Origin of the sequence: Microbacterium sp. NPDC058345 (assembly GCF_042723855.1) — a bacterium.
In the GTDB taxonomy this organism is placed as follows: Bacteria; Actinomycetota; Actinomycetes; order Actinomycetales; family Microbacteriaceae; genus Microbacterium.
Genome location: NZ_JBHXIG010000002.1, coordinates 516,294 through 527,705, shown reverse-complemented (window position 1 = coordinate 527,705; position 11,412 = coordinate 516,294). Strand labels below are relative to the sequence as shown.

At 69.3% G+C, this 11,412-nt stretch carries 15 protein-coding genes; 5 read left to right on the top strand and 10 right to left on the bottom strand.

Annotation, left to right across the window (positions count from 1 at the left end; translation table 11 throughout):
- The gene (locus ACFWH5_RS10200; protein ID WP_378834399.1) at positions 1-669 is read right to left on the bottom strand and encodes a DedA family protein; all 669 of its coding nucleotides are present in this window, start codon (positions 667-669) and stop codon (positions 1-3) included.
- Positions 670-832: 163 nt separating this feature from the next.
- Between ACFWH5_RS10200 and abc-f the strand changes: the two genes are divergently transcribed.
- A complete protein-coding gene (gene abc-f, locus ACFWH5_RS10195) occupies positions 833-2,431 on the top strand; it encodes a ribosomal protection-like ABC-F family protein (RefSeq protein WP_378834398.1) in 1,599 nt (532 codons plus the stop codon).
- A 42-nt stretch (positions 2,432-2,473) separates the two neighbouring features.
- On the opposite strand, the gene ACFWH5_RS10190 is transcribed toward abc-f, so the two are convergent.
- Genes ACFWH5_RS10190 through ACFWH5_RS10170 form a run of 5 tightly spaced genes read right to left on the bottom strand, consistent with a single transcriptional unit; the run spans position 2,474 to position 5,098 of the window.
- Positions 2,474-3,046, bottom strand: a complete 573-nt coding sequence (locus tag ACFWH5_RS10190) for a GrpB family protein (protein WP_378834396.1) — start codon at positions 3,044-3,046, stop codon at positions 2,474-2,476.
- Positions 3,047-3,102: 56 nt separating this feature from the next.
- Positions 3,103-3,903 carry an SURF1 family protein gene (locus tag ACFWH5_RS10185; RefSeq protein WP_378834395.1) on the bottom strand — a complete coding sequence of 267 codons (801 nt, stop codon included), beginning with the start codon at positions 3,901-3,903 and terminating at the stop codon, positions 3,103-3,105.
- Positions 3,904-3,911: 8 nt separating this feature from the next.
- Complete coding sequence (locus ACFWH5_RS10180) at positions 3,912-4,109, bottom strand: hypothetical protein (protein WP_378834393.1); 198 nt, start codon at positions 4,107-4,109, stop codon at positions 3,912-3,914.
- Positions 4,106-4,465, bottom strand: a complete 360-nt coding sequence (locus ACFWH5_RS10175) for a DUF3099 domain-containing protein (protein ID WP_378834391.1) — start codon at positions 4,463-4,465, stop codon at positions 4,106-4,108. The genes ACFWH5_RS10180 and ACFWH5_RS10175 overlap by 4 nt, the downstream gene beginning before the upstream one ends.
- A gap of 54 nt (positions 4,466-4,519) precedes the next feature.
- On the bottom strand, positions 4,520-5,098 hold the full coding sequence (locus ACFWH5_RS10170) for a DUF4190 domain-containing protein (protein ID WP_378834390.1): 579 nt from the start codon (positions 5,096-5,098) through the stop codon (positions 4,520-4,522).
- A gap of 137 nt (positions 5,099-5,235) precedes the next feature.
- On the opposite strand from ACFWH5_RS10170, the gene fabG reads away from it, so the two are divergent.
- On the top strand, positions 5,236-5,946 hold the full coding sequence (gene fabG, locus ACFWH5_RS10165; protein WP_378834389.1) for a 3-oxoacyl-ACP reductase FabG: 711 nt from the start codon (positions 5,236-5,238) through the stop codon (positions 5,944-5,946).
- Positions 5,947-5,948: 2 nt separating this feature from the next.
- Here the strand turns inward: fabG and ACFWH5_RS10160 are convergent, their stop codons facing one another.
- From ACFWH5_RS10160 to ACFWH5_RS10150, 3 genes are read right to left on the bottom strand one after another with little or no spacing between them, the layout of a single operon-like run.
- The gene (locus tag ACFWH5_RS10160; RefSeq protein WP_378834387.1) at positions 5,949-6,647 is read right to left on the bottom strand and encodes an alpha/beta fold hydrolase; all 699 of its coding nucleotides are present in this window, start codon (positions 6,645-6,647) and stop codon (positions 5,949-5,951) included.
- Between the two features lie 49 nt (positions 6,648-6,696).
- Entirely contained in the window at positions 6,697-7,332 is a 636-nt protein-coding gene (gene serB, locus ACFWH5_RS10155; RefSeq protein ID WP_378834386.1) for a phosphoserine phosphatase SerB, read from the bottom strand.
- Positions 7,333-7,381: 49 nt separating this feature from the next.
- Positions 7,382-8,623, bottom strand: coding sequence for a glucose-1-phosphate adenylyltransferase (locus ACFWH5_RS10150; protein WP_378834385.1), 1,242 nt, complete (start codon positions 8,621-8,623; stop codon positions 7,382-7,384).
- Between the two features lie 46 nt (positions 8,624-8,669).
- Between ACFWH5_RS10150 and glgA the strand changes: the two genes are divergently transcribed.
- The 3 genes from glgA to ACFWH5_RS10135 all read left to right on the top strand — a co-directional run bounded on the left by glgA (position 8,670) and on the right by ACFWH5_RS10135 (position 10,996).
- The gene (gene glgA, locus ACFWH5_RS10145) at positions 8,670-9,854 is read left to right on the top strand and encodes a glycogen synthase (RefSeq protein ID WP_378834383.1); all 1,185 of its coding nucleotides are present in this window, start codon (positions 8,670-8,672) and stop codon (positions 9,852-9,854) included.
- Positions 9,855-9,871: 17 nt separating this feature from the next.
- Positions 9,872-10,654, top strand: coding sequence for an ABC transporter ATP-binding protein (locus ACFWH5_RS10140; protein ID WP_378834382.1), 783 nt, complete (start codon positions 9,872-9,874; stop codon positions 10,652-10,654).
- A gap of 87 nt (positions 10,655-10,741) precedes the next feature.
- Positions 10,742-10,996, top strand: coding sequence for a type B 50S ribosomal protein L31 (locus ACFWH5_RS10135; protein ID WP_378834380.1), 255 nt, complete (start codon positions 10,742-10,744; stop codon positions 10,994-10,996).
- Positions 10,997-11,059: 63 nt separating this feature from the next.
- Here ACFWH5_RS10135 and ACFWH5_RS10130 read toward each other — a convergent pair whose 3' ends face one another.
- Positions 11,060-11,365, bottom strand: coding sequence for a hypothetical protein (locus ACFWH5_RS10130; protein ID WP_378834379.1), 306 nt, complete (start codon positions 11,363-11,365; stop codon positions 11,060-11,062).
- Between the last annotated feature and the right edge of the window lie 47 nt (positions 11,366-11,412).

The window sequence follows — 11,412 nt, the reverse complement described above, 5'->3', positions numbered from 1 at the left end:
TCATCCTGCCACCGGGACGCGTGGGGTCTCGTCCGCCTCGCTGCGCGCCGGCGCGGTCGTGACGTCTCGGCGGGCACGCCTGCGCCGCGCGATGGCGGCCGCGCGGTCGATCGCGAACCCGAGGACGAGTGCGACGGCGACGCCGAACACGGCGCTGAGCAGCGGCTGGTCGGCGAGCCAGTGGCCGGCGAGGATCCCGATCCCGGCGCTGTAGAGCGCCCAGGTGACACCGGCGACGGCACTCAGCGGCAGGAAGCGGCGCCAGGGGTAGCCGAGTGCCCCGGCGGACATGTTGACCGCGACCCGCCCGACGGGAATGTACCGTGCGCCGAGGATGAGCGGCGCGCCACTGCGGTCGAGTGCGCCCTGTGCTCGTGCGAACGAGGCGGCCACGCGGGGCCGCCTCGTCCAGGCGAACCGGGTGGTCCCCACCCAGCGGCCGATCCCGTACGCGACGTTGTCGCCGAGCATCGCCCCTGCGGCCGCGACGCCGCACAGCAGCAGGATGTTCGCCTGCCCGGTGGAGACGGCGACGGCGGCCGCTGCGACGAGCACGGTCTCGCTGGGGATCGGAGGGAAGAACCCGTCGATGACCGCCGTGGCGAACATGACGAGGTACAGCCAGGGAGAGGCCGTCGCCTGCAGGATGAGCTCGTTGATGATCTCCACGTCTTGACGCTACGAAGCACGGTGCACGAGCACATCACTCTGCAGTATCGGCCGCGTCATACTTCAGAGGGGCATTCGCGCTGCGGGGCTCCGTCCAGCTCCGACTTCTATACTGGGAGGCTGGCCCTTCGGCCGCTCACCCCCTGACGAACGGACATCTGCTGTGCTTGCCGTGCATGAACTCGAGATACGCGTGGGTGCGCGCGTGCTCATGTCGGACGTGTCGTTCCGCGTCGCCGACGGCGACAAGATCGGGCTCGTCGGGCGCAACGGCGCCGGCAAGACCACGTTGACGAAGGTGCTGGCCGGTGACGTACTGGCCTCCGAGGGCAAGGTGACGCGATCGGGTGAGCTGGGCTATCTGCCGCAGGACCCCCGCACGGGAGATCCTGAGATGCTCGCCCGCACCCGCATCCTCGACGCGCGGGGCCTCGGCACTCTGCAGCTGGGGATCGCGAGGGCCTCCGAGGAGATGGGCTCGACCGACGAGACGATCGCCGCCAAGGCGATGAAGAAGTTCGCCAGTCTCACCGAGCGGTTCGAGGCGCTCGGCGGCTACGCGGCCGAGGCCGAGGCGGCATCCATCGCCAACAACCTGTCGCTGCCCGACCGCATCCTCGACCAGCCGCTGAAGACGCTCTCCGGTGGTCAGCGCCGCCGCATCGAACTCGCCCGCATCCTGTTCTCGGATGCCGGCACGATGATCCTCGACGAGCCCACCAACCACCTCGACGCCGACAGCGTGGTGTGGCTGCGCGAGTTCCTGAAGGGGTACAAGGGCGGGCTGATCGTGATCAGTCACGACGTCGAGCTCGTCGGCGAGACGGTCAATCGCGTCTTCTACCTCGATGCCAACCGCCAGGTCATCGACATCTACAACATGAACTGGAAGAACTACCTGCGCCAGCGGGTGGCCGATGAGGAGCGTCGCAAGAAGGAGCGCGCCAACGCCGAGAAGAAGGCCACCCAGCTGCAGCTGCAGGCCGCGCGGTTCGGGGCGAAGGCGTCGAAGGCCGCCGCGGCGCATCAGATGGTCGCGCGCGCCGAGAAGCTGCTCTCGGGTCTCGACGAGGTGCGCCAGGTCGACCGGGTGGCGAAGCTGCGCTTCCCGAAGCCGGCGCCATGCGGCAAGACTCCGCTGATGGCATCGGGGCTGTCGAAGTCGTACGGTTCGCTGGAGATCTTCACAGATGTCGACCTGGCCATCGATCGTGGTTCGAAGGTCGTCGTCCTGGGCCTGAACGGCGCAGGAAAGACGACCCTGCTGCGTCTCCTGGCCGGCGTCGATCAGCCCGATACCGGCCAGCTCGAACCCGGCCACGGGCTGAAGGTGGGGTACTACGCGCAGGAGCACGAGAACCTCGACGTGCAGCGTTCCGTTCTCGAGAACATGATCTCGGCCGCCCCCGACCTCAACGAGACCGAGGCGCGAAAGGTGCTCGGCTCGTTCCTGTTCACCGGCGACGACGTGCACAAGCCCGCGGGCGTGCTGTCGGGCGGCGAGAAGACCCGTCTGTCGCTCGCGACGCTCGTAGTGTCGTCGGCGAACATGCTGCTGCTCGACGAGCCGACGAACAACCTCGATCCCGCCTCACGCGAAGAGATCCTCGGTGCCCTCGCGCACTACGAGGGAGCCGTGGTGCTCGTCTCGCACGACCCGGGCGCGGTGGAATCGCTGAACCCCGAGCGTGTGCTGATCCTGCCCGACGGCGTGGAGGACATCTGGAGCAAGGAGTACCAGGACCTCATCGAACTGGCGTGAGTCCTCGTCCGCACCACGTTCGGGGGTGCGCCGTCGTCGACGTCAGTCTCCCCGTCGGGCGACGATGAAGGCCGCCTTGCCCTCGATGTAGGCGAGGCGGTCATCCGGATGCTCGGCGGCGAGCCGGCGCTTGAGGGCGCCGTACGCATCGCGATCGGACGGATGCCTGCGCAGGTGATCGCGAAAGGCGATGTACCGTCGCCAGTCCGCGGAATCCCGTTCGATGACGTGCACGTTCGCAAGGCGGTTCATCGGCTCGAGTTCGTAGCCGTACATCCGATCGGGTCGGACGTCGTTCCCGTCGCCGCGCAACAGCATGCCCAGCCCGAGCAGCCAGTCGTCCAGCGTCGACAGGTCCGTGCCTGAGGCGACGCCGATCGCGATGTCGAGGATGGGTTTGGCGATCAGTTCCGGAACGGACGTCGATCCGATGTGCTCGATGGCGAGCACCGGGTTCGGCGCCGTGGCGTTCAGCACCTCATGCGCCTTCGCGAACGTGCGCCGCCAATGATCCGAGGCAGCCGCGAGGCCGACGACGCCGCGTCGCAGTCCGAGGTCAGCGCCTGCGAAGACGGCGGCCAGTCGGGTTGCCGCTGTCGCCTCGGTCGGATGCACACCCTCACGGTATCGGGCCGCGGCGGCCGATGAGACCGGGCGGCGGCGCAGGGGACTCAGTGCTGCGCGGTGTCGAGCAGGGCGTCCTCGTCAGCGGCATCCCGGTCGCGGCGGCGGCGCTCCCGCACGGGCAGCTCGCCGGCGTCCTCCTTCGCTTTGACGATCTCGATGCGGATCACGTAGCCGATGAAGGCGAAGCCCATCACCGCGAAGATGATCCACTGGATCGCGTACGACAGGTGCGGGCCGGGATCCTCGGTCGGTGAGCTGAACCCGCCCAGGCCGCTCTCACCCGAGGGCCGCTCGGAGATCAGCTGTCCGTAGGCGCCGGTGACGAGGTCCGGCTGCACCGCGTCCGCCACCGTCGGCAGGTGGATGGTGGGAACCTGTCCGGGCGGGGCACCGCGGCCGGAAGGCGGAAGAGACTCACCGGAGCGCAGCCGCATGACCACCGTCACCTCGCCGGACGGGGGAGCGGGCACCGCATCCGGGGCATCGCCGTCACCGGGCGGAACCCAGCCGCGGTCGACGGCGAGCACCAGGCCGCTCTCATCGCGGAACGGAACCAGCACCTCGAAAGCGCTCGTGCCGCCGTGCGGGCGGTTGCGCACCAGGATCTGCTCGTCGGCGAGATATTCGCCGCGAAGCTCGACCGGACGCCACTCGTCACCGGGATCGAGGGCACCGTCCGCGCCGATCAGCTCGGCGACGGGGACGGGCTCCGCGTCGTAGTTCCGCTCCACCAGTTCGATCTGCGTCGCGCGCTGCTCGTTCCGGTCGAACTGCCAATCCGACAGGAACGCGCAGGCGACCGCGAAGCCGATCGCCACGAGCAGATACACGCCCCACCGCATCATCCGCCGCCTCACTCCGGAAGCCCTTCTCGCACATCCACCGGAAAATCCCTGGCGCGCAGGTAGTCACTGAGGAAGTCGACGTGCTCATCGCACGCCAGCCAGGTCTTGCGCCGATCCTCGGGATGGATCCGGGGATTGCGCCAGAGGATGTGATGGGTCGCAGTGCGACGGCACGCGGCGCGCGAGCATTCGAACTCGCCCGTCATCGCTCATCGTCCCGGGGCCGATCCCGGTCGCGCTTCTCCTGCACGGTGATCACCGCGTTGTCGCCCGTCAGCGGTTCGGCTCGGGGCGCCTCGATCTGCCGGGAGGGCGACTCGACGGCGGTGTCGGTGCTGTCACTGCCGGCATTCGCGAACACCACGGCGACGTAGGGCAGAACGGCCGCGGCCACGGCGAACACCCAGGTGTACCAGTCGTACGGCTGCACGAGGAACATCAGCAGGAAGCACACCATGCGGATGCCCATCGTGAGCGCGTAACGGCGCACACGATGGCTCGCCTCGTCGTTCGGGGCCTGCGGCAGGGAGGTGACAGCCGGGGCGTGTCTGGCGCGTTTCACAGTGTCTCAAGCCTACGCCGCCCGGAGCCCTCGAGGACGCCGTTCCTGCGGCTGTCAGACGAAGAAGAACGGCAGCAGGGCGACTCCGGTCGTGAGTAGCGCGAGCAGGCCTCCGGCCATTGCGAGCACGAGGAACCCGACGCCCACGTAACCGAGGATCAGACCCGCGATCGCCAGGCCCCTGCCCGCGAGATCGGGCCGCTGACCGGTCTGCTTCAGCGCCATGTGACCGGTGATCACGGCGGCGACGGAGGCGAGGATCGGAAAGACCAGCCACGACAGCACGAGGCCGGCCAGGCCGCACACCAGCGAGGCGACGGCAAGGCCGCTGGTGGGCCGCGGTTGAGCGTAGGGCTGCGCCGGATGGACGGCGTACGGCTGAGGCGGCTGGTACGGCTGCCCCCGCTGGTGCAGTCGCCCCGGTTGATAGGGCTGCGGGTACGACTGCGGTGCCGAAGGGTGCTGCTGGCCCCTGTACGGCTCGGGTGCGGGCGGTGGTGCGTAGGGCGGGACGGAGTAGCCGGCCGGGGTCACCGCAGCACCCGGGTAGCCTGCCGAGGCGGGGGCGGGAGGCACCGGTGGCGGGTACGTCGACGGATTCTGATCGTGCTGTGGCTCGGGCTGGTCGCTCACGGTTCCCCCTTCGTCAGAGTCAGGCTGTCAGCCTGCGCGATCCGCTGTCAAACACCGCTGGTGCGGCGCCCGCGATCGAGCGGCTCAGGCCGGTCGATAGGATGGCGTGCGTCCGTTCCGACAGGCAGGAGCCTTCCATGAGCGCTGAGCGCGTCGTTCTCGTCACCGGTGGAAACCGCGGCATCGGCCGCGCGATCGCGGAGCGCTTCGTGCGCGACGGCTACCGCGTCGCGGTGACGGCTCGCACCGGTGAGGGGCCGGAGGGCACGCTGACGGTGCGCGCCGACGTGACGGATGCCGCGTCCGTGGATGCCGCGTTCACCGAGGTCGAGCAGCAGCTCGGTCCTGTCGAGATCGTGGTCGCGAACGCCGGCATCACCAAGGACACCCTTCTCATGCGCATGAGCGAGGACGATTTCGACAGCGTCGTCGCCACCAACCTCGGCGGCGCGTTCCGCGTCGTCAAGCGGGCGTCGAAGGGGATGCTGCGCGCCCGGTTCGGCCGCGTCATCCTCATCTCCAGCGTGGTGGGCCTCTACGGCTCAGCGGGTCAGGTCAACTACGCGGCGTCGAAGAGCGCTCTGGTGGGCTTCGCACGCTCGCTGACACGCGAGCTGGGCGGTCGGGGGATCACCGCGAACGTCGTCGCGCCCGGCTTCATCGAGACCGACATGACCGCCGAGCTTCCCGAGGAGACGCAGAAGCAGTACCGGGCGAGCATTCCCGCGGGCCGGTTCGCGACGGCCGACGAGGTCGCCGGTGTGGTGACGTGGCTCGCCGGTGATGACGCCGGGTACATCTCCGGCGCCGTCATCCCCGTCGACGGCGGGCTCGGCATGGGGCACTGAGCTCAGCGCGACACCGCCGCGAGGAGGAGGGCCGCCAGCCGGGCCGGGGCCGAGAACTGCGGCCAGTGCCCGGAACCGATCCTGACGACTTCGGCGTCGGCGATCGCACGGTACTCGTCGGCGAACGGGCCCCACTGGCCGATCATCGAGTCGAAGGCCGCCTGATCGATTCCGCCCATCAGCAGCGTGACCGGAACGGCGAAGCGCGCACCCTGATCGCCGAGCACGATGGGATCGTTCGGAACGGCGGCCGGCACGCTGAGCGTCAGCGGCGCGGTGCGCGCGCGGACGGCCGGCGCCAGGTCGTGCACGTCCTCGTCGGGGAAGTGCTCCCACCCGGGGAACGGCACGACGCCGTCGATGACATCGAACTCGCCGATCCCTTGACCGGGCGGCGGCGGGACGGTGTCGATGAGGATCACGCGGTCCACTCTGTCCGCCCGGGCATCGGCCGCGCCCCAGACGACGTTCCCGCCGCCGGAATGCCCCACGAGCACCACGGGACCTTCTGCGTCATCGATCGTCGCGACGACGGCCTCGACCCAGTCCGACATGCCCACTGCCGACGACTCCGGTGCCGGAACGCCCACGCCGGGCATCGTCAGCGGCAGGGTGTGATGACCGGCGTCCTCGAGGAGAGGGATCACCTCCCGCCAGGAATCCGCGTCGAGCCACAGTCCGGGAACGAGGATGATGTCCATGGCGCTGACCGTATCCGATGCCTCGGACATCGAGAGAGGAATCAGCCCGTCACGGCAGCAGCGGAATGACTTCGGAAAGGTCCTGCGGGCCGACGACCAGCGCGGCCGCGGCCCGGACGGCGGGCTTGGCGTTGAACGCCACCCCGAGCCCTGCCACCGCCATCATCGTCAGGTCGTTCGCGCCGTCGCCGATCGCGATCGTCGCGCGCCGCGAGACGCCGAGCTCGTCCGCCCACTGCGCGAGCGTCGCGGCCTTCACGGCGGCATCGACGATCTCGCCGTCCACCGTGCCCGCCAGCGCATCGGCCGACACGTCGAGACGGTTCGCCCGCCAGCGATCCACGCCGAGGCCGGGAGCGACATGGTCGAGGATCTCGTGGAATCCACCCGAGACCACGCCGACGACACCGCCACGGTCGTGCACGGCGGCGATGAGCTCGTGCACCCCCTGCGTCGGCTCGATGCGGGAGATCACCCTCTCGTACGCCGACAAGGGCACGCCTTCGAGCGCGGCGACGCGGGAGCGCAGGCTGGCGGCGAAGTCGACCTCGCCGCGCATCGCAGCCTCGGTCGCGGCCTGCACCTCGGCGCGGCGACCGGCCTCGTCGGCGAGCAGCTCGATCACCTCGTTCCGGATGAGCGTGGAATCGGCATCGAGGACGACGAGGAAGCGCGCAGCGGTCACCCGACGAGCGTAGCGGTGTTCGAGGGTCGCCCCGAGCTCGGCCGGGGGATCAGCGGGGGATGTGGATGCCCTTGCCCACGACGGTGATGCCGGAGTCGGTCACGGTGAACCCGCGCTCCACATCCCGTTCCCGATCGACGCCCACCGTGGCGCCGTCCTCGAGGGTCACGTTCTTGTCGAGCACGGCCCGGTGCACGCGCGCGCCCGCGCCGACGTGCACGTGATCGAGCAGCACGGCATCCGTGATCGTCGATCCTCCCGCCGCGAGCGTCCCGGGCCCCACCACGCTGCGCTCGAGATGCGTGCCGGAGAGCACGGAGCCCAGGGAGACGATCGAGTCGATCGCGTTGCCGATGCGTCCGACCGCGTCGCGGACGAACTTCGCCGGAGGGGCGTTCACGCTCTGCGTGCGGATCGGCCAGTCCTTGTTGTACAGGTTGAACACCGGGAGCGTGGAGATCAGATCCATGTGCGCGTCGAAGTACGAGTCGATGGTTCCGACATCGCGCCAGTACGAGCGGTCGCGCGGCGAGGATCCCGGCACGACGTTCTGCTTCATGTCGTAGTAGGCGGCTTCGCCCCTGTCCACGAAGTAGGGGACGATGTCGCCGCCCATGTCGTGGCCCGAGACCGCCGACTCCCCATCGGCCTCCACAGCGGCGACGAGCGCGTCGGTGTCGAACACGTAGTTGCCCATCGACACGAGCACCTCATTCGGCGAGTCGGCCAGGCCCGTCGGGTTCGTCGGCTTCTCCAGGAAATCCCGGATGCGTCCCGTCTCGGCATCCGCGTCGATGACTCCGAACTGCGAGGCCAGCGCGAGCGGCTGGCGGATGCCGGCCACCGTGGCCTTCGCGCCGGACGCGATGTGCGCGTCGACCATCTGCTGGAAGTCCATCCGGTACACGTGGTCGGCGCCGATGACGACGACGATGTCGGGCTGCTCGTCGATGATGAGGTTCATGCTCTGCAGGATGGCGTCGGCGGAGCCCGAGAACCAGCGCTTGCCGAGGCGCTGCTGCGCGGGCACCGAGGCCACATAGGAATCGAGCACCGACGCCATCCGCCAGGTCTGCGAGACGTGCCGGTCGAGGCTGTGGGACTTGTACTGCGTGAGCACCACGATCTGCTGCAGACCCGAGTTGATCAGGTTGGAGATGGCGAAGTCGATCAGCCGGTACTGGCCTCCGAAAGGCACCGCGGGTTTCGCTCGATCCGCCGTGAGAGGCATCAGACGCTTGCCCTCGCCGCCGGCGAGGATGATCCCGAAAACCTTCTTAGGTGCCGACATGCAACCACCATAGAGGGCCGAGCGGACGATGTACTAGCGTGCAGTCATGCGCGTCGACATCATCACCAAGGAGTACCCACCGGAGATCTACGGCGGCGCCGGCGTGCATGTCGCCGAGCTGGTCTCGGCGCTGCGCCGCAGCATCGACGTGCGGGTGCGCGCCTTCGGCGCCGACCGAGCCGAACCCGGCACATCCGCCTACCGGACGCCGGCCGACCTCGTCGCCGCGAACGCCGCACTGCAGACGCTCGGCACCGACCTTGTGATGGTCGAGGACATCGCCGGCGCCGACGTGGTGCACAGCCACACCTGGTACGCGAACTTCGCCGGGCACCTGGCGTCGCAGCTGCACGGCATCCCGCACGTGCTCACCGCGCACAGCCTCGAGCCGCTGCGCCCATGGAAGGCCGAGCAGCTGGGCGGAGGCTACGCGGTCTCGAGCGGAATCGAGCGGCTCGCGTACGAGAACGCCGCGGCGATCGTCGCCGTCAGCGCCGGGATGCGGCACGACATCCTGCGCAGCTACGCGCAGGTGGACCCGCAGCGCGTGCGGGTGATCCACAACGGCATCGACGTCGAGCGGTGGCGTCCCGTGCAGAATCCGGAGTTCCTGCAGAGCATCGGCATGGATCCGGCGCGCCCCTCGGTCGTGTTCGTCGGCCGCATCACACGGCAGAAGGGGCTGCCCTACCTGCTGCGCGCGGCCCAGCTGCTGCCGCCGGACGTGCAACTCGTGCTGTGCGCCGGAGCACCGGACACGCCCGAGATCATGGCGGAGGTGCAGGAGTTGGTGCGGCTGCTGCAGCAGAGCAGGAACGGAGTGGTCTGGATCGAGCGGATGCTGCCGCGTGGCGAGCTGTCCGCGATCCTCGCCGCCGCGACCACGTTCGTGTGTCCGTCGGTGTACGAGCCGCTCGGCATCGTGAACCTCGAAGCGATGGCCTGTGGTGCCGCGGTCGTGGGCACCGCGACGGGCGGCATCCCCGAGGTCGTCGCCGACGGCATCACCGGCCGGCTCGTGCCCATCGAGCAGGTGCAGGACGGCACAGGCACCCCGGTCGATCCCGACCGGTTCGTCAGCGACCTCGCGGCGACGCTCACCGAGGTCGTGAGCGATCCGGAGCGCGCCGCGCAGTACGGGGCCGCCGGCCGTGAGCGCGCCCGCAGCGACTTCAGCTGGGGGGCGATCGCCGACACCACGCGCGCCCTCTACGAGGAGCTCGCCCTCTGAGCCGATAGGCTGGCGGCATGCCGAGCGCTCTGGAACTCACCGATGTCGTCGTGCGTCGTGACGGACGCAACATCGTCGATCACGTGACCTGGCAGGTCTCCGATGACCAGCGATGGGTCATCCTCGGACCGAACGGCGCGGGCAAGACGACGCTGCTTCAGCTGGCCGACACCCTGATGCATCCCACCGCGGGCACCGTCGAGATCCTGGGCGAGATGCTGGGCCGCACCGACGTGTTCGAGATCCGCCCGCGGATCGGATTCGCCTCCTCGGCCATGGCGCGGCGGATCCCGCGCGATGAGACGGTTCTGAATACGGTCATGACCGCGGCGTTCTCGGTGCTCGGCCGGTGGAACGAATCGTACGAGGGCATCGACGAGCGCCGGGCGCAGCGCGTGCTCGCCGAGTGGAAGCTCGAGCACCTCGCCGGGCGTCTGTTCGGCACGCTCAGCGACGGCGAGCAGAAGCGCGTGCAGATCGCCCGCGCGGTGATGACCGACCCGGAGCTGCTGCTGCTCGACGAGCCGACCGCGAGTCTCGACCTCGGCGCGCGCGAGGAGCTCCTGCAGCTGCTGGGCGGCTACGCCGCATCGCCGACGACGCCGGCGATGGTCATGGTCACGCACCACGTCGAGGAGATCCCGGTCGGCTTCACGCACGTGCTGCTGCTGCGCGAGGGCGGCGTGGTGGCGGCCGGGCCGATCGCCGAGACGCTCACGGCCGAGAACCTGAGCACGGCGTTCGGGATGCCGATCGTGCTGACCGCCGACGGCGGCCGCTACGCCGCGCGTGCCGCGTGACGGCCGGCATCTGATAAGATCGTCCCTTGGTGCGTGTGCACCCTTCGACTTCTCCGTAGTACACCCTCCGCGATCCAAGGATTCCGCATGAAGACTGACATTCACCCCGACTACCAGGCCGTCGTGTTCCGTGACCTCGGCTCCGGCGAGACCTTCCTCACCCGTTCCACCGTCACCAGCGACAAGACGGTCGAGCTGGACGGCGTCGAGTACCCCGTCGTCGACGTCGAGATCTCCTCGGCCTCGCACCCGTTCTACACGGGCAAGCAGCGCATCATGGACTCGGCCGGTCGCGTCGAGAAGTTCAACCAGCGCTTCAAGAACTTCGGCTCCTCCAAGTAAGCCGCCCGCCAAGGCCCCCGTCTCCTCACCGAGGCGGGGGTCTTCGCATGCGAGGCGCGCCCGTCACACCTCGATGCGGATGCGGTCGCCGTCGATCTCCCACGGCGGATCGCCAGGCGTCGGCGCGGGGGCGGTGCGCCTGGTCTGCCGGTCGCGCTCGACTCCGGCCTCGTGCGCGCTGGGCGAGAACGCGGCTTCCAAGCCGTTCGCGAATCCCCCGGCGAGCCCTCCGCCGGAGGAGGAGTACCTCTGCTCGAGAGGCCTGGATGTCAGCAGCACGGCGATCCCGGCCCCACCCAGCACGATCGGCACGACGATCACGAGCACGATGGTGCCCCATCCCATCACCACGTCGATGAGGCCATCCATGCCAGCAGATTACGCCGCCGGCGTCGGCTCGCGCATTCGTGTGTTCG

Excerpts from the sequence above, each read along its gene's own strand:
- fabG (WP_378834389.1), top strand. The coding sequence starts at position 5,236 with ATGAGCGCTGAGCGCGTCGTTCTCGTCACCGGTGGAAACCGCGGCATC.
- ACFWH5_RS10185 (WP_378834395.1), bottom strand. The coding sequence starts at position 3,903 with ATGATGCGGTGGGGCGTGTATCTGCTCGTGGCGATCGGCTTCGCGGTC.
- ACFWH5_RS10160 (WP_378834387.1), bottom strand. The coding sequence starts at position 6,647 with ATGGACATCATCCTCGTTCCCGGACTGTGGCTCGACGCGGATTCCTGG.
- ACFWH5_RS10140 (WP_378834382.1), top strand. The coding sequence starts at position 9,872 with ATGCCGAGCGCTCTGGAACTCACCGATGTCGTCGTGCGTCGTGACGGA.
- glgA (WP_378834383.1), top strand. The coding sequence starts at position 8,670 with ATGCGCGTCGACATCATCACCAAGGAGTACCCACCGGAGATCTACGGC.
- ACFWH5_RS10130 (WP_378834379.1), bottom strand. The coding sequence starts at position 11,365 with ATGGATGGCCTCATCGACGTGGTGATGGGATGGGGCACCATCGTGCTC.
- ACFWH5_RS10135 (WP_378834380.1), top strand. The coding sequence starts at position 10,742 with ATGAAGACTGACATTCACCCCGACTACCAGGCCGTCGTGTTCCGTGAC.
- ACFWH5_RS10180 (WP_378834393.1), bottom strand. The coding sequence starts at position 4,109 with ATGACGGGCGAGTTCGAATGCTCGCGCGCCGCGTGCCGTCGCACTGCG.
- ACFWH5_RS10150 (WP_378834385.1), bottom strand. The coding sequence starts at position 8,623 with ATGTCGGCACCTAAGAAGGTTTTCGGGATCATCCTCGCCGGCGGCGAG.